The sequence below is a fragment of the Paraburkholderia madseniana genome (assembly GCF_009690905.1).
Lineage (GTDB): Bacteria > Pseudomonadota > Gammaproteobacteria > Burkholderiales > Burkholderiaceae > Paraburkholderia > Paraburkholderia madseniana.
In genome coordinates, this window is sequence record NZ_VOSW01000030.1 from 63,568 (window position 1) to 77,344 (window position 13,777).

General features: G+C 61.8%; 17 protein-coding genes, 2 tRNA genes and 1 pseudogene. 12 read left to right on the forward strand and 8 right to left on the reverse strand.

Annotation, left to right across the window (positions count from 1 at the left end):
* Positions 1-2: 2 nt before the first annotated feature.
* Genes ctaD through FSO04_RS17505 form a run of 4 tightly spaced genes read left to right on the forward strand, consistent with a single transcriptional unit; the run spans position 3 to position 3,425 of the window.
* Complete coding sequence (ctaD, locus tag FSO04_RS17490) at positions 3-1,763, forward strand: cytochrome c oxidase subunit I (RefSeq protein ID WP_154560878.1); 1,761 nt, start codon at positions 3-5, stop codon at positions 1,761-1,763.
* Positions 1,760-2,371 carry a cytochrome c oxidase subunit 3 family protein gene (locus FSO04_RS17495; protein WP_154560879.1) on the forward strand — a complete coding sequence of 204 codons (612 nt, stop codon included), beginning with the start codon at positions 1,760-1,762 and terminating at the stop codon, positions 2,369-2,371. The genes ctaD and FSO04_RS17495 overlap by 4 nt, the downstream gene beginning before the upstream one ends.
* On the forward strand, positions 2,368-3,075 hold the full coding sequence (locus FSO04_RS17500; protein WP_154560880.1) for a heme-copper oxidase subunit III family protein: 708 nt from the start codon (positions 2,368-2,370) through the stop codon (positions 3,073-3,075). Before FSO04_RS17495 ends, FSO04_RS17500 begins: the two co-directional genes overlap by 4 nt.
* A gap of 8 nt (positions 3,076-3,083) precedes the next feature.
* Positions 3,084-3,425 carry a cytochrome C oxidase subunit IV family protein gene (locus FSO04_RS17505; protein WP_154560881.1) on the forward strand — a complete coding sequence of 114 codons (342 nt, stop codon included), beginning with the start codon at positions 3,084-3,086 and terminating at the stop codon, positions 3,423-3,425.
* A 128-nt stretch (positions 3,426-3,553) separates the two neighbouring features.
* On the opposite strand, the gene FSO04_RS17510 is transcribed toward FSO04_RS17505, so the two are convergent.
* Entirely contained in the window at positions 3,554-4,111 is a 558-nt protein-coding gene (locus FSO04_RS17510; protein WP_154560882.1) for a hypothetical protein, read from the reverse strand.
* 95 nt (positions 4,112-4,206) lie between these two features.
* Positions 4,207-4,620: a DUF1488 family protein gene (locus FSO04_RS17515; protein ID WP_154560883.1), complete on the reverse strand. Its 414-nt coding sequence runs from the start codon at positions 4,618-4,620 to the stop codon at positions 4,207-4,209.
* A gap of 79 nt (positions 4,621-4,699) precedes the next feature.
* Here FSO04_RS17515 and FSO04_RS17520 point away from each other — a divergent pair, with 79 nt between their 5' ends.
* The 3 genes and pseudogenes from FSO04_RS17520 to FSO04_RS48305 all read left to right on the forward strand — a co-directional run bounded on the left by FSO04_RS17520 (position 4,700) and on the right by FSO04_RS48305 (position 6,203).
* The gene (locus FSO04_RS17520; protein WP_154560884.1) at positions 4,700-5,221 is read left to right on the forward strand and encodes a hypothetical protein; all 522 of its coding nucleotides are present in this window, start codon (positions 4,700-4,702) and stop codon (positions 5,219-5,221) included.
* Between the two features lie 133 nt (positions 5,222-5,354).
* Positions 5,355-5,624: pseudogene (locus tag FSO04_RS48300) on the forward strand (ABC-type transport auxiliary lipoprotein family protein); the annotation flags it as partial.
* Positions 5,622-6,203, forward strand: coding sequence for a DUF2244 domain-containing protein (locus FSO04_RS48305; protein ID WP_349768778.1), 582 nt, complete (start codon positions 5,622-5,624; stop codon positions 6,201-6,203). The pseudogene FSO04_RS48300 and the gene FSO04_RS48305, both read left to right, overlap by 3 nt.
* Before the next feature lie 230 nt (positions 6,204-6,433).
* On the opposite strand, the gene FSO04_RS17530 is transcribed toward FSO04_RS48305, so the two are convergent.
* Positions 6,434-6,518, reverse strand: a tRNA-Leu gene (locus tag FSO04_RS17530).
* A gap of 106 nt (positions 6,519-6,624) precedes the next feature.
* Complete coding sequence (gene hemN / locus FSO04_RS17535) at positions 6,625-8,010, reverse strand: oxygen-independent coproporphyrinogen III oxidase (RefSeq protein WP_154560886.1); 1,386 nt, start codon at positions 8,008-8,010, stop codon at positions 6,625-6,627.
* A 232-nt stretch (positions 8,011-8,242) separates the two neighbouring features.
* Here hemN and FSO04_RS17540 point away from each other — a divergent pair, with 232 nt between their 5' ends.
* The 3 genes from FSO04_RS17540 (at position 8,243) to FSO04_RS17550 (ending at position 10,171) form a co-directional block, all read left to right on the forward strand.
* The gene (locus tag FSO04_RS17540; RefSeq protein WP_168435723.1) at positions 8,243-8,572 is read left to right on the forward strand and encodes a YkgJ family cysteine cluster protein; all 330 of its coding nucleotides are present in this window, start codon (positions 8,243-8,245) and stop codon (positions 8,570-8,572) included.
* An 87-nt stretch (positions 8,573-8,659) separates the two neighbouring features.
* Positions 8,660-9,253 carry a DUF1439 domain-containing protein gene (locus FSO04_RS17545; protein ID WP_154560888.1) on the forward strand — a complete coding sequence of 198 codons (594 nt, stop codon included), beginning with the start codon at positions 8,660-8,662 and terminating at the stop codon, positions 9,251-9,253.
* Positions 9,254-9,334: 81 nt separating this feature from the next.
* Positions 9,335-10,171 carry an undecaprenyl-diphosphate phosphatase gene (locus FSO04_RS17550; RefSeq protein WP_154560889.1) on the forward strand — a complete coding sequence of 279 codons (837 nt, stop codon included), beginning with the start codon at positions 9,335-9,337 and terminating at the stop codon, positions 10,169-10,171.
* An 84-nt stretch (positions 10,172-10,255) separates the two neighbouring features.
* Here the strand turns inward: FSO04_RS17550 and trmB are convergent, their stop codons facing one another.
* The gene (gene trmB, locus FSO04_RS17555) at positions 10,256-11,050 is read right to left on the reverse strand and encodes a tRNA (guanosine(46)-N7)-methyltransferase TrmB (protein WP_154560890.1); all 795 of its coding nucleotides are present in this window, start codon (positions 11,048-11,050) and stop codon (positions 10,256-10,258) included.
* Between the two features lie 387 nt (positions 11,051-11,437).
* Between trmB and FSO04_RS17560 the strand changes: the two genes are divergently transcribed.
* Together FSO04_RS17560 and FSO04_RS17565 are read left to right on the forward strand one after the other, a co-directional pair.
* Positions 11,438-11,821, forward strand: a complete 384-nt coding sequence (locus tag FSO04_RS17560) for an aggregation-promoting factor C-terminal-like domain-containing protein (protein WP_154560892.1) — start codon at positions 11,438-11,440, stop codon at positions 11,819-11,821.
* A gap of 3 nt (positions 11,822-11,824) precedes the next feature.
* Positions 11,825-12,304, forward strand: coding sequence for a hypothetical protein (locus tag FSO04_RS17565; protein WP_154560894.1), 480 nt, complete (start codon positions 11,825-11,827; stop codon positions 12,302-12,304).
* Positions 12,305-12,476: 172 nt separating this feature from the next.
* Here the strand turns inward: FSO04_RS17565 and FSO04_RS17570 are convergent.
* The 3 genes from FSO04_RS17570 to FSO04_RS17580 all read right to left on the reverse strand — a co-directional run bounded on the left by FSO04_RS17570 (position 12,477) and on the right by FSO04_RS17580 (position 13,738).
* A tRNA-Gly gene (locus tag FSO04_RS17570) sits at positions 12,477-12,550 on the reverse strand.
* A gap of 85 nt (positions 12,551-12,635) precedes the next feature.
* Complete coding sequence (locus tag FSO04_RS17575) at positions 12,636-13,199, reverse strand: YggT family protein (protein WP_054037352.1); 564 nt, start codon at positions 13,197-13,199, stop codon at positions 12,636-12,638.
* 218 nt (positions 13,200-13,417) lie between these two features.
* Positions 13,418-13,738 (reverse strand): EthD family reductase, encoded by a 321-nt coding sequence (locus FSO04_RS17580; RefSeq protein WP_154560896.1) that lies wholly within the window; start codon positions 13,736-13,738, stop codon positions 13,418-13,420.
* Positions 13,739-13,777: the final 39 nt, after the last annotated feature.

Consider the following 13,777-nt stretch of genomic DNA (forward strand, 5'->3'; position numbering starts at 1 on the left):
CAATGCCCTACGCGCACACCAACCACGCCCAGCAAAGCTTCTGGACCCGCTATGTCTGGAGCCAGGACCACAAGGTCATCGCCGTGCAGTATTCGCTGACGGCCATCGCCGTCGGCCTGGTCGGCCTTGTGTTGTCGGACCTGATGCGGTTGCAGCTCGGTTTTCCGGGCAAGTTCAGTTTCATCGACGCCAACCACTACTACCAGTTCGTCACCATGCACGGGATGATCATGGTGATCTACCTGCTGACGGCGCTGTTTCTGGGCGGCTTCGGCAACTACCTGATCCCGCTGATGCTGGGCGCGCGCGACATGGTGTTCCCGTTTCTCAACATGCTGAGCTACTGGGTCTACCTGCTGGCCGTGCTGGTGCTGATGGCGAGCTTCTTCGTGCCAGGCGGGCCGACCGGCGCGGGCTGGACGCTGTATCCACCCCAGGCCATCCTGCCGGGCACGCCGGGCGTGGAATGGGGCATCGTGTTGATGCTGGTGTCGCTGGCGATCTTCATCGTCGCGACAACGATGGGCGGCTTGAATTACGTCACCACCACGCTGCAGGCGCGCACGCGCGGCATGACGCTCATGCGCATGCCGCTCACGGTGTGGGGCATCTTCGTGGCGACCATCATGGCGCTGCTGGCGTTTCCGGCGCTGTTCGTGTCGGCGGTGATGATGCTGCTCGACAAGACACTCGGCACCAGCTTCTTCATACCGGCCGTGGTGTCGATGGGGCAGACGCTCAAGCATGCCGGCGGCAGCCCGCTGCTGTTCCAGCACCTGTTCTGGTTCTTCGGGCATCCGGAGGTCTACATCGTCGCGCTGCCGGCCTTTGGCATCGTGTCGGACCTCATCAGCACGCACGCGCGCAAGAGCCTCTTTGGCCACAAGATGATGGTGTGGGCCATCATCATCATCGGTGCGTTGAGCTTCGTGGTCTGGGCGCACCACATGTTCATCGCCGGCATGAATCCGTACTTTGGCTTCTTCTTTGCCACCACCACGCTCATCATCGCCATCCCGACCGCCCTCAAGGTCTACAACTGGGTGCTGACGCTGTGGCGCGGCGATATCCACCTGACCGTGCCCATGCTGTTTGCCATCGGCTTCATCAGCACCTTCGTCCTGGGTGGGCTGACCGGGCTCTACCTCGGCAACGTGAGCGTGGACATTCCGCTGTCGAACACGTACTTCGTGGTGGCGCACTTCCATATGGTGATGGCCGTGTCGCCGATCCTTGTGGTGTTTGGCGGTATGTACCACTGGTATCCGAAGGTGACGGGCCGCATGCTCAACGACACGCTCGGGCGCGTGCACTTCTGGGTTACCTTCCTCGGCACCTATGCGATCTACTTCCCGATGCACTATCTCGGCATCCTGGGCATGCCGCGGCGGTATTACGCGTATGAGGGCTACAGCTTCATTCCGTCTTCGGCGCAGACGCTCAACACCTTCATCACCGTCGTTGCGCTGATCGTTGGGGCGGCGCAGTTGCTGTTCTTGTACAACCTGGCGTGGAGCCTTGTGCGCGGCAAGCGTGCCGACAGCAACCCCTGGCGGGCCACCACGCTGGAATGGCAGACGCCGCAAACGCCGCCAGTGCACGGCAACTGGGGCGCCGCGCCGCCCGTCGTCTACCGCTGGGCGTACGAATACAGCCCGCCGGGGCACGAGGAAGACTTCGTCCCGCAAAACCAGCCGCCTGCGCCTGCGACGGCGCCTGAACCGGCCCACCCGACGCTTCAACCCGGCGAGGCACGCGAATGACCACACTGCCCCGCCCCTTCGTTCCTGACGCGCCACCTGTCTTGCCGAATGCGAGCCGCATCGGCCTGATCGTCTTCATGGCGGTGGCAACGACATTGTTTTCAGTGCTGCTGTTCGCCTATGCAATGCGCATGCGCGAGCCCGACTGGCAGCCGATCCCGCATCCGTTGCTGCTGTGGTGGAACACCGGCGCGCTGGTGCTGGCAAGCATTGCCATGCAGCGTGCCCGGCAGATGACCTTGCACCGCGCGGCGTGGCTGGTGTCCGGCGGTGTGCTAGCGGCCGTTTTCGTGATCGGACAACTGACCGCCTGGCGCATGCTGTCGGCGGCCGGGCAGACCGTCACCGTCAATCCTTCCAATAGCTTCCTCTACCTGCTCACCGGCCTGCACGGGTTGCATGTGCTGGGCGGGCTGGTGGCCTGGGCGGTGACGATCGCGCGTCTCCAGCGCGGAGACCCCTTCCGAGCCCAGCGCGCCATCGTGCTGTGCGCTATCTACTGGCATTTCCTGCTGGCTGTCTGGCTCGTGCTGCTGGCGGCGATGTGGTGGATCACCCCTGAGTTCGTCGCAGCCATCTGCGGGCCGCTGTATGGAGCCGCGCCATGACCACGCCCACGCTCCCCACCGAATCCGCTGCCACCACGCCCACCGACGCCGGGCCTGACGGCTGGCGCGGCATCGTCACGGACTGGTCGGGCGACCGCGAAGCCTTCAAGGTGCCGTGGGGCAAGGCGATGATGTGGATCTTCCTGCTGTCGGACACCTTCATCTTCAGCAGCTTCCTGATCGGCTACATGACGGTGCGCATGTCGACCACGGTGCCGTGGCCCGACCCTTCCAAGGTGTTCGGGCTCACTGTGGGCGGCGTGGATGTGCCCTTGCTGCTGATCGCCATCATGACGTTCACCCTGATCACCAGCAGCGGCACCATGGCGATGGCTGTCAACTTTGGCTACCGCCGCAACGCAAAGCGCGCCGCCGCACTGTTGCTGGCGACCGCGCTGCTGGGCGCGACCTTCGTGTCGATGCAGGCCTTCGAATGGACCAAGCTGATCGTCCATGAAGGTATCCGCCCCTGGGGCAACCCGATGGGTGCGGCGCAGTTTGGCGCGTGCTTCTTCATGATCACCGGGTTCCACGGCTTTCACGTGACCTGCGGCGTGATCTACCTGCTGCTGATCGCACGCAAGATCCTGCAGCCGGCGTTCACCGAGCACGGCAACTTCCAGATCGTCGAGATTGCCGGCTTGTACTGGCACTTCGTCGACCTCGTGTGGGTGTTCATCTTTGCGCTGTTCTATTTGTGGTGAGGCAGACCATGGACCACACCGATCCCGCCCATCGACCCGACGCCGTGCACGGCCAGCAGCATCCGATCGGCATCTACCTGAAGATCTGGGCCCTGCTGTTCGTCCTGAGCACGATGTCGTACATGGTGGATTACTTCCACGTGCAAGGCCTGCTGCGTTGGACGCTGATCGTCGTGTTGATGATCGCCAAGGCCGGGCTGATCGTGTCGATTTTCATGCACATGATGTGGGAGCGGCTGGCGCTGGTGTACGCCATTCTGATACCGCCCCTGTGCCTGCTGGTGCTGATGGTGCTGATGGCTGCCGAAGCGGATCACACCTTCGGCATGCGGGAACTCTTCTTCCACTGACCGCTTCGCCGACCGTTTCTCAGGCGAGTGCCTGGAACGCACCGCTCCGAATACAAAACGACCCGACAAATGCCGGGCCGTTTTTGTTTCCTGGCTCGCTGAAAATCTCGGCGAAAAACACCTTCAAATCAGGCGTGCTTCTCACTGAATTCGTTGAGCGGCACAGGCTGGCTGAGCGGATCGAAGTCGGCCCACCGCCCTTGTTGCCAGCGGCCGGTCGCGCGTTCGATCGCCGCGCCTCCGGCATCGCGCAGCACCCGTGCGGCGTCCAACTGGCTGTCCTGCGACACGTGTACGGCCACCAGCACGCCGCATTCACGGGTTTCTTCGTCGCAGGCGTCACGCGTGCGCATCATCGCGCCGACCAATGAACCGACATACGCACTCACCCCGGCCGCGACCAGCGACATGATAAGCGGCGCCGAAAACGCCGCGAAGATCCCGACGCCGACCACGGCGCCAACCGCTGCGCCAATCGTGATGCCTATCTCGGCACCCTTCGGCGCCTCCCTCGCGTTTGTGTCGGCGCTGATATCGCCGCCGGGCCGAAAACGTGCGTGCTGGCCGATCGGATTGACGAAAAACAGTGTGACGTCCTCCTCGACGAAACCGGCATTAAAGAGCCGTTGCGCCGCGTCTTCAGCGGCGGGGAATGTCGTAAAGCGTGCTGCGACGATGAGTGACATGTGTCCTCCTTCCATCGTTGACTAGCGGTTGCAGACTATGCCGCCCCACCTTACCCGCGCCGAGACAGAGGTGCATGCGGTGGCACGCGCCGGGACTATGCCGTGGTGCCGCGATCGGGTTGCGTGCCGTCCACTCTGAACAGTCCGCTATGTAACACTACTCCTTTGCCGCCGTTCTGGTCGATCGCTTCCGCGTAAACCGAACGGATAGGATTGCGGCCGTTGTCGAAGGCAGCCATTAAGGCGGATTCCAGCGCGCAATGGGCGCCGAAATGATCTTCCAGCGCCTCGGCGGTAATTGCGCAGCCATCTGTTGTGCTTTCGACTTCGCAGACATTTGATCCTCCACTGTGAGCTAAAAGATTAATTATCGATCCGCTGACAGGTCTGCTGCGAACAACCCTCCTACCTCCCAACAACTGACGTGCCTCAAGGGTCTCTTGCACGTGCAGTTCATCACGCCACGTCGTCGCCAGAACGAGGATCGTCCGTCGGGGGGCGATAGCCATGCGGCGCTATCAGTCTCGCGAGCTGTAGGACTAGAATGAATTATCCGAATCAATCGGGAGAGAAATTGTGGAACTTCGCATGGATTCCCATCATTTCACACACGGCCAGCCTGACTGGCGGGCAGCCGTGCTCGCAGGCGTCATCGCAGGCGCTGTGTTCCTGGCGTTAGGGGTTATCCTGATGGCACTGATGACGGGCGCAAGTCTGCTGGAGCCCCCACGCATGGTCGCCGCGATCATGCTGGGACGAGGCGCATTGCAATCGCAGCAAGCATTCTCAATTGGCATTGTGCTCGGGGCCTTTGTGATGCATTTTGCCCTTGCCATCGTATTCGCGCTTATCCTCGGTCTGATCATGACGTCATTCAACCTTGACTCGAGCATGGGGATGGCTTCACTGGCGGGTGGCGCTTTCGCTGCAGCCGTTTACCTGATTAATTTCTACGGCATGACACGGTTTTTTCCGTGGTTCGCAGAAGCACGCAACGGGGCCAGCCTGTTCGCTCACATCGTCTTCGGTATCGTGGCGGCGAACATGTACATGAGACTGGAGCGCAACACATCCCGCGGGGTCAAGGCGGACGCGGGCGGCCCATCGTAGTCCGGTGCCATGTTGATCGACCGGTCTCCAGAGCAGAAAAGGCTCGCCGCGCAACAACATGAGCACCTCGTCGAGATAGTCATGGTCGGCCAGACGAGACGAAAGAAAAGCCAAGCCGGAAGATCGGCCTGAAGTCGTCACGCAGATTTTGCCGAACCGGCTTTCGACCGACGAAAGCGACCGGTGGGGCGCGCCACTGGCTCAACTGATGTGGCGCACGCTTGTGCAGGACCTGACGAGCCGGCTGCCTCCAGGCGTGTTCATCTTCCCGGACGCGCCGGAGCCGCCCGACACTCGGATGCTCGTCGTCACGGTGCTCGATGCCGAGACCGATGCGAGCGGAACGGTGACATTGCAAGCGGCGTGGACGCTGCAATCGGGGCAGCCCGCCCGCGCTACCTTGACGCAACAGGCGACGCTGGAGAACCGCGGCACGCCCATTGGGCGTCACGAATGGCTCCACGACGCGGGACTTTCGATCATGTACGCATACTTCAGGCGGTCGTACGGGCCTGGCTCTTTCGACGGCGAGGGAGGTGTGCCGAGCCGCGAGTGGCGCATCAAGCGCAACTGCTCCCTCACGCCGCGGCAGTCGCTCGCCGCGACCGTGTTCCTCATGGCGCTCGACCTCGCGATCGGCGTGGTAACGGCATTCGCATTCGGCGCGTGGCTCACGCTGTTTTTCTCGATGCTTTGCACCGTGGCCGTCGGCATCGCCTTTATCGCCTACTCCAGGCACGCGACGGACGGCGAGGTGCTGACGTTCGCGCCCCCGTTCGTGATCGTCGAAGTACACGAGCGCGGACGCCGCACGATGCATCGGATGAATGCTGGCCGCTTGGCCGTGTCTCTCGACGACAGCGATGGCGTCGTCTACCTTTGCGACGGCTGGCAGCGTATTCCCGTCGGACGGCAACTGCCTGCCGCCGCCCGCGCGGAGTTCGTGCGTCAATTGCGCCGCTTTATCGTGGCCGACTATTGACATGCCGGCCGATGATCGCCCGGCATGTCTGATACCGGTAGTTCATCCGCCAGTATTTCGCGCCGGACTTATCGAGCTGGAAATACATGCGACCACCGTCTGCGAGGAGGTTGCCGATACCACCAGCGGTACTCGGGTCGAGCCGGATCATCCAGGAAAGAAAAAACCCCGTAAGTCGTTGACTTTACGGGGTTTCTAGGAATGCATGCGGCTTATGCCGGAACAACTTTTGGTGCCCAGGGCCGGAATCGAACCGGCACGCCTTGCGGCGGGGGATTTTGAGTCCCCTGCGTCTACCAATTTCACCACCTGGGCAGGTCTTGCAGCGCACGCGCCAGAGTATGGCTCGCGGCGAAGACGCAGATTATGGCGGAAAATTCGACGACGGGCAAGCCGGTCGCCTTCTTCGCCTGCTCAGCCCTCAAACCGTGCGTGAAAAACGTTCGAGCGTCTGCTGACCGAGATAGCGATCGAACACCATCGCGATGTTGCGCACGAGCATGCGTCCGGCCATCTGTACTTCCAGCTTGCTGTCGTTCACCGACACCAGCCCGTCCTGCTCGAAGCCGCGCAAGCGCTCCAGCTCTGGTTCGAACGTATCGGCGAAGCGGATGCCATAAGCCGCTTCGAATTCATCGAAGCGTAGTTCCAGATTGCACATCAATTGCGTGATCACATCGCGACGCAGACGGTCGTCCGCAGTGAGGCGCGCGCCGCGCGTGATCGCGAGCTTGCCCGCATCGATTGCCGCGGCGTAGTCTGGCAGGTCCTTGATGTTCTGCGCGTACACGTCGCCGACTTTGCCGATCGACGACGCGCCGAAGCCGATCAGATCGCATTCCGCCCGCGTGCTGTACCCCTGGAAATTCCGATGCAACGTGCGCTGCGCTTGTGCGCGCGCGAGTTCGTCGGTGGGCAGCGCGAAGTGATCCATGCCGATGTAGACATAGCCCGCGTCGGTCAAGCGCTCGACTACCCGTTGGAGGATCGCGAGGCGCACGGCGGGAGAGGGCAGCGTGGCCTCATCCATCTGCCGTTGCATCTTGAAGAGCTGTGGCATGTGCGCATACGCGAACACCGAAAGACGATCGGGCGCGAGTTCGATCATCGTGTCGAGCGTGCGGCTGAAGCTATCGACCGTTTGGTGCGGCAGCCCGTAAATCAGATCGACGCCGATCGAGTGGAAGCCAGTATCACGCGCGGCTTGCATCACAGACGCAGTCATCTCGAGCGGCTGAACGCGATTGATCGCCTGCTGCACCACCGGATCGAAATCCTGCACGCCGAGACTGAGCCGGTTGAAGCCGAGCATACGCAGATGTGCAATGGTCTCGGGCGACGCTTCGCGCGGATCGACTTCGATCGAATATTCGCCTTCAGTATCGGGCAGCAATGTGAAGTGCTCGCTCGCCGCGGCCATCAGTTCCGCCATTTCGTCGTGCGACAGGAACGTGGGCGTGCCGCCGCCCCAATGCAATTGCGACACGGGGCGCCGCGTGTCGAAACACGCCGCCTGCAAAGCCAGTTCGCGCTTCAGATGCTCGACATAGGGACGCGCGTGCGCGCGGTTCTTTGTGGCGACCTTGTTGCAACCGCAGTAGAAGCACACGGTGTCGCAAAAGGGGATGTGGAAGTACAGCGAGAGGTCGGTGGTGGAAGCACCTGGGTCTGCGGCGGCGCGCAGATAGTCAGCGGGATCGAAATCGTCGCGGAACTGCAAGGCGGTCGGATAGGACGTATACCGTGGACCGTTCGCGCTGTATTTGGCGAGCAGGTCAGGGCGGAATAGCGTGTTGGCGGTGGTCATGGGGCGCTCGGGTTTGACAGCCACCCTTGAAGAGGCACGAACCGGCGGATTCTCGGGACCGGTTCGAACAGCGCAGACGCCTCTTGAGCGTGGCCTTTCGTATCCAACAAGTTTACGTGAGCGACCCTTCGCCGAATTGTGTAAAAAGGTCGCACGGGATGCGATGGCACAATGCGGGTCTGGTATGGCGTTGTATGTTGCGTTGCCTGTTTTCGAGTTCAGGAAAAATGTCGTGAGTGATGTGCCGAACAGCGTTGTGAAGCGCGAGTCCCCGTTCCATGTGGCCGGTCATGCGTGTCGCCCCGATTGCGGCGCGTGCTGTATCGCGCCGTCGATTTCGAGCCCGATCCCCGGCATGCCGAATGGCAAGCCGGCGGGCGTGCGCTGCGTGCAACTCGGCGATGATCTGCGCTGCGCGATCTTCGGTCAGCCGGAGCGGCCGGCGTGCTGTTCCGGTCTGCAACCGCAGATGGACATGTGCGGCACGAGCCGCGGTGAAGCGCTCGCGTGGCTCACCCAGCTTGAAACGCAGACTCAACCGCAACCGGCGGTGCGCGGATAACGCGTGAACGATTCCGCTACGTCATCCACCCGGACAAACAACCCAACGCAACCGCATGCTCGAGAAGGCTTCCACAGGAGATTTCGCATGACTCGACCCGCTGCGCCGACCCGGCGCCGCTTCCTGATTGCCGCGCTGACAGGCTGCACCGCGCTTGGCATCACCGTCTCGCTGGCGGCGTGCGCGACATCGACTTTCCCGTTCATCCCGTCGCATTACACGTTCTCGCAGCAGCAGGTGCAGGACGCGGTGCAGCGCAAATTCCCCTATCAGCGCACGGTTTCGCAAGTGTTCGACGTCGCGCTGACCAATCCGGTGGTCGGCTTCCTGCCGGACGCGAACCGCGTCTCGGTGAAGCTCGACGCCCGGCTCGCGAGCCCATTCATGCCACAACCGGTTGACGGCGTATTTACGCTGTCGAGCGAACTGGCCTACGACGCCGCCAGCAAGTCGGTCGTGCTGAAGTCGCCGAACGTCGACAACGTCAGCGTGAGCGGGCAGGCGCAGGCCTATACGCAGCAGATCAATGCCGCGGCGGCCCTGCTCGCTACGCAGTTGCTGACCAACTACCCGATCTACACCTTCAAACCCGAACAACTGCAATTTGCCGGCGTGAATTACGAACCCGGTACAATCACCATCCTTACAAACGGCATACGTGTGCAAATCGTCGAGAAATGACGCTGCGCGCGGCCGGCAGGGCCGCGCGCGCACCGTGCCGACCCTGTTCGTTTCGACTATCTACAGCGATGAGGGTCACGGATGGACTGGCTAATGGCTTGCAAGGCGCTGATTCTGGGCGTCGTCGAAGGGCTGACGGAATTTTTGCCGGTGTCGAGCACCGGCCATTTGATCGTCGCGGGCAGTCTGCTCAATTTCACGGATGATCACGCGAAAACCTTCGATGTCGTGATCCAGCTCGGCGCGATTCTGGCTGTGTGCTGGGAGTTTCGCCGCCGCATCGGCAGCGTGGTGACCGGCTTGCCCAGCCGGCCCGACGCGAGGCGCTTTACGCTGAACGTGATCATCGCGACGATTCCGGCGATTGTGCTCGGCCTGCTGTTCGAGAAGGCCATCAAGGCGGCGCTGTTTTCGCCCGTGCCGGTTGCGTTCGCGTTAGTGGCGGGTGGGGTGGTGATCCTGTGGGCTGAAGCGCGTCAGCGCGCGCGAGGCGACGTGGCGGCACGTGTTCAGAACGTCGACGATCTGAGCCCGCTGGATGCGTTGAAAGTCGGCCTCGCTCAATGTTTTGCGCTGATCCCGGGCATGTCGCGCTCGGGTTCGACGATCATCGGCGGGATGTTGTTCGGCCTCGACCGGCGCGTCGCTACGGAGTTTTCATTCTTCCTCGCGATTCCGATCATCTTCGGTGCAACGGCTTACGAGCTCTATAAAGACTGGCATCTGCTGTCCATCGACGCGCTCGGCAGTTTCGCGCTCGGCTTCGTGGCGGCCTTCATCAGCGCCTTCGCCTGCGTGCGCTGGTTGTTGCGCTACATCGCCACACACGATTTCACCGTGTTCGCGTGGTACCGGATCGGCTTTGGACTGTTGATCCTGCTGGTGGGTTACAGCGGCGCGTTGAGCTGGGCGGACTGAGTCTCCGCTTGTCTTCCGCGTCATGAAAAAAGGTCCGCGTTTGCGGACCTTTTTGCGTATGGCGAGCACAACTGCAGCGCGGCTTTATACCGCGCCGCGCTTCCTGAACACCAGATCCCACACGCCATGCCCGAGCCGCAGCCCACGGCGCTCGAACTTCGTCACCGGACGATACTCGGGACGCGGCGCGTAGCCGTTGGCGGTATTTTCCAGTGCGGGATCGGCGCCCAGCACCTCGAGCATCTGCTCGGCGTAGTTCTGCCAGTCGGTCGCGCAATGCAGATAGGCGCCCGGCTTCAGACGCGAAACCAGCAACGCGACGAACTTCGGCTGGATCAGCCGGCGCTTGTGGTGGCGCGCCTTGTGCCAAGGGTCGGGAAAGAAGATGTGCACGCCGTCGAGGCTGTCGGGCGCGATCATCTGTTCGAGCACTTCGACCGCGTCGTGCTGAATGATGCGGATGTTCGACAGCGTCTGCTCGCCCATCAGCTTCAGCAACGCGCCGACGCCGGGTTCGTGCACTTCGACGCCGAGGAAGTCGTCGTCGGGACGGTGCGAGGCGATTTCCGCGGTGGTCGCGCCCATTCCGAAGCCGATTTCCAGCACACGCGGCGCCGCGCGGCCGAACACGCTGTTCCAGTCGGGTTGTTGCGGTGTGAAGGACACGACGAAACGCGGACCGAGTTCGTCCATTGCGCGGCGCTGGCCGGTCGAGACGCGGCCAGCGCGCGTGACAAAGCTGCGGATGCGGCGTCGATGCAAGGCTTCTTCGTGCGTGGTGTCGGCAGTCGCGTCGGCGTCGGCCGGTTGGCCTTCGGCTTCGGTGGAAGGCGGCGGGAGTTCGTCGGGCAGGCCGGCGTCGTTTGGATCGTGGATCATTGTCGATACTGCTACTAGGGTGAGGGCTTGGCGGCTTGCATGGCGCGTTGCGAGGCGCCGTTTGCGCTTGCGCGGCATGGGCCGCAGTTCGCAGGCGCGGTTCGCTCGAATCGCTATGCCGGGCCGCTGCCACTACAAAAAAGCCGCCTTCATGGGAGGCGGCTCGTGCTGGATTCTGCTGAAGGCTTCAGCAGGAAGGTGGAGCGGACGTTGCAAGTGCGCGTAAGGTAGCACACCCGAAAAGGGTGCGTCCAGACGGTGGCAGGGTTGAAGGGGCGCGGAAATCGGCATGAAGATTACGGTTTCATAACCGTGACAGCCATTCGTATGATTTAATCGCGCTCGTCAGCTATCTCGTTGCAACGATTATCAAAGCGAAAATCCAACATGGGCAAACACGCACACAATCATCGTCAGGCAAAAGCCGCCAAAACGGGTTGGGTCGCTATCGATCCAACTGCGGTTCCGACTACTTCCCAGAATGCGCTTCGCAAGGCAATGGCCATTGAAGGCGTGCCCCTCACGCAATTCAACGATTTGCTGTGGCTCATGGCGCAGGAATCGAGCGGTGTGGTTGACGTGCGCAATGGGAAGTCGTCCGCACGCGGGCTTTATCAGTTGCTGCGGCCTCAATATGAATTGAATCCGAATGGCGAAAAATCTTTCGGTAATGCGGTTGAAGAATGTCAGGGCGGGATTCGCTATATTCTCGGGCGATATCACACTGCGGCATCAGCGCGGCTGTTCTGGGAAAAACACCACTGGTATTGAGCAATGAAAAAGTTTCTATTGATGGGCTTCGTTTCGGCCATGTGCTGGATGTGCGTGGCGCAAGCTGCTGATGCCGGCGTGCCGCGTTTTGAAGATTTCGCGGTGAGCGACACCTTTGCGGGCAAAGCGGCGAAAGTGCGGCTCGTATCCGCGGACGACAAGGAATATGCGACGCGTATCCGCGAAGCCAGCCGGCAGAAGCCGAACTTCGCCGGGCACTACGTGCTGGCAAGCTGGGGCTGTGGGGCGTCGTGCGTGTCCACTGTGGCGATCGACGCGAAGACCGGCCGCGTCACGTGGCTGCCTTTTACGGTGTGCTGCTGGGACGTGGATGTGCAGGAGCCGATCGAGTTCCGGCGCGACAGCCGCCTGTTGGTGGTTCACGGCAGCAGGAATGAAGCGGGTAGCGGGACGTACTACTATGCGTTGGATAAAGACGAATTCAAGCTGGTCAAGGCGGTCGAGAAGGCTGCGAAGAACTAACGCCGGCTTGCGCAATGGCGCGTTGACACGACGCGGGCTCATCTTGCGTTTGTGCGACTTCTCGAATGACAGACGGGGAAGGCGTAGCGGGTGGGAAATGCGGCAATGTGCTGCAGATTCAGATCCTTTCGCGAAGCCGCCTGGTCAATCGCCAGGCGGGCTGAAAAGAATCTGGAGCGGGCGATGGGAATCGAACCCACGGCTCTAGCTTGGGAAGCTAGGGTATTACCATTATACGACGCCCGCAGAGCGCATGATTCTACTCGGGAAGAGGCGGTTAGCGCAAATCGCGCTGCCGCCACCCTTGTCCACAAGGCGCACCGAACGCCGTTCAGATCACGAAGTAGGTCAACTGAACGGCCGCACGCGTGACCACCATCAGCAGCACCTGCACGATCACGAACAGCAGGATCGGCGAGAGGTCGATGCCGCCGAGTTGCGGCACCACGCGGCGCAGCGGATTCAGGAACGGCGCGGTCAGTTGGTACAGAATCGGCATGGCCGGCGAGCGCGGATTGAGCCACGACAGCAGCGCCATCAGGATCGTCATCCAGATGATCAGGTTCAGCGCCCACTTGATAACGGTCAGCACGGCAACGATCAGCAGCGTCGGCACGAGCGTGAGCGGATCGGCGCCCGTGAGCACCACCATCAGCACCACATAAACGATCGCCGCAATCAGGGCTGCGACAAGACTCGCCCAGTCGATGTTGCGGGTGCTGTGCAGAATGTGCCGCAAAGGCAGCACGATCCAGTTGGTGGCTTGCATGACGGCGTTCGTGACGGGGTTGTACGGCGGCATGCGCACGACCTGCAGCCATGCGCGCAGCAGCAACGCGGCGCCGAACAGCGTAAAGACGGTATTGAGCAGAAAACGGGCGATATCGCCAAACATCTCGTGTCCTTATCCTTCGGAAGGCGGCCGTCGATCGGCCGCAGGGTGCCGGCGCTGACCGATCGGTACGCCGGCGGGTTCATTTGGATTGCCTGCGCCGTTCCCGGGAGAGGGCGCGTTACGCGTCACAAATGGGGACGCGGTGGTTCAATTTCCAGATGTTCGAGTCAGGCCAGTCGGCGAACTGCGTGCCGCCAGGCCACACCTACCACGGGATATCACACAGAAATCTTGATTTCGCTGATCAGAATCGTGCCGTTGCCGCCGTCGGTGTAATTCGGAATGTCGGCAACCAACTGCTCCGAGGCCGACTTGAAGACTTTGTAGAAGTCGTCCGCGCTATCGAACAGGAAGTGGCCCGCGGCGACATACGGCGGCGGCGTTCCCGGCGGCCCGGCATTGATGCCGACGTCGACCGACCAGCCTCTCAGCGACGGCCCGAACAGCCTGGCCGCGAGCGGCATGTGCGTGACGCAGTAATAGTCCACGTCGAAGTGGCCGTTTTCCCGATACGGATAAAGGATGCTGACCTTGATCATTGTGCGTTCTCGTCTGTTGGTCCCGAAGCGCGGCGCTGG

What these genes read in the sequence shown, in the direction of transcription:
- ctaD (WP_154560878.1), top strand. Translation starts at nt 3, where the DNA reads ATGCCCTACGCGCACACCAACCACGCCCAGCAAAGCTTCTGGACCCGC.
- FSO04_RS17495 (WP_154560879.1), top strand. Translation starts at nt 1,760, where the DNA reads ATGACCACACTGCCCCGCCCCTTCGTTCCTGACGCGCCACCTGTCTTG.
- FSO04_RS17500 (WP_154560880.1), top strand. Translation starts at nt 2,368, where the DNA reads ATGACCACGCCCACGCTCCCCACCGAATCCGCTGCCACCACGCCCACC.
- FSO04_RS17505 (WP_154560881.1), top strand. Translation starts at nt 3,084, where the DNA reads ATGGACCACACCGATCCCGCCCATCGACCCGACGCCGTGCACGGCCAG.
- FSO04_RS17510 (WP_154560882.1), bottom strand. Translation starts at nt 4,111, where the DNA reads ATGTCACTCATCGTCGCAGCACGCTTTACGACATTCCCCGCCGCTGAA.
- FSO04_RS17515 (WP_154560883.1), bottom strand. Translation starts at nt 4,620, where the DNA reads ATGGCTATCGCCCCCCGACGGACGATCCTCGTTCTGGCGACGACGTGG.
- FSO04_RS17520 (WP_154560884.1), top strand. Translation starts at nt 4,700, where the DNA reads ATGGATTCCCATCATTTCACACACGGCCAGCCTGACTGGCGGGCAGCC.
- hemN (WP_154560886.1), bottom strand. Translation starts at nt 8,010, where the DNA reads ATGACCACCGCCAACACGCTATTCCGCCCTGACCTGCTCGCCAAATAC.
- FSO04_RS17545 (WP_154560888.1), top strand. Translation starts at nt 8,660, where the DNA reads ATGACTCGACCCGCTGCGCCGACCCGGCGCCGCTTCCTGATTGCCGCG.
- FSO04_RS17550 (WP_154560889.1), top strand. Translation starts at nt 9,335, where the DNA reads ATGGACTGGCTAATGGCTTGCAAGGCGCTGATTCTGGGCGTCGTCGAA.
- trmB (WP_154560890.1), bottom strand. Translation starts at nt 11,050, where the DNA reads ATGATCCACGATCCAAACGACGCCGGCCTGCCCGACGAACTCCCGCCG.
- FSO04_RS17560 (WP_154560892.1), top strand. Translation starts at nt 11,438, where the DNA reads ATGGGCAAACACGCACACAATCATCGTCAGGCAAAAGCCGCCAAAACG.
- FSO04_RS17565 (WP_154560894.1), top strand. Translation starts at nt 11,825, where the DNA reads ATGAAAAAGTTTCTATTGATGGGCTTCGTTTCGGCCATGTGCTGGATG.
- FSO04_RS17575 (WP_054037352.1), bottom strand. Translation starts at nt 13,199, where the DNA reads ATGTTTGGCGATATCGCCCGTTTTCTGCTCAATACCGTCTTTACGCTG.
- FSO04_RS17580 (WP_154560896.1), bottom strand. Translation starts at nt 13,738, where the DNA reads ATGATCAAGGTCAGCATCCTTTATCCGTATCGGGAAAACGGCCACTTC.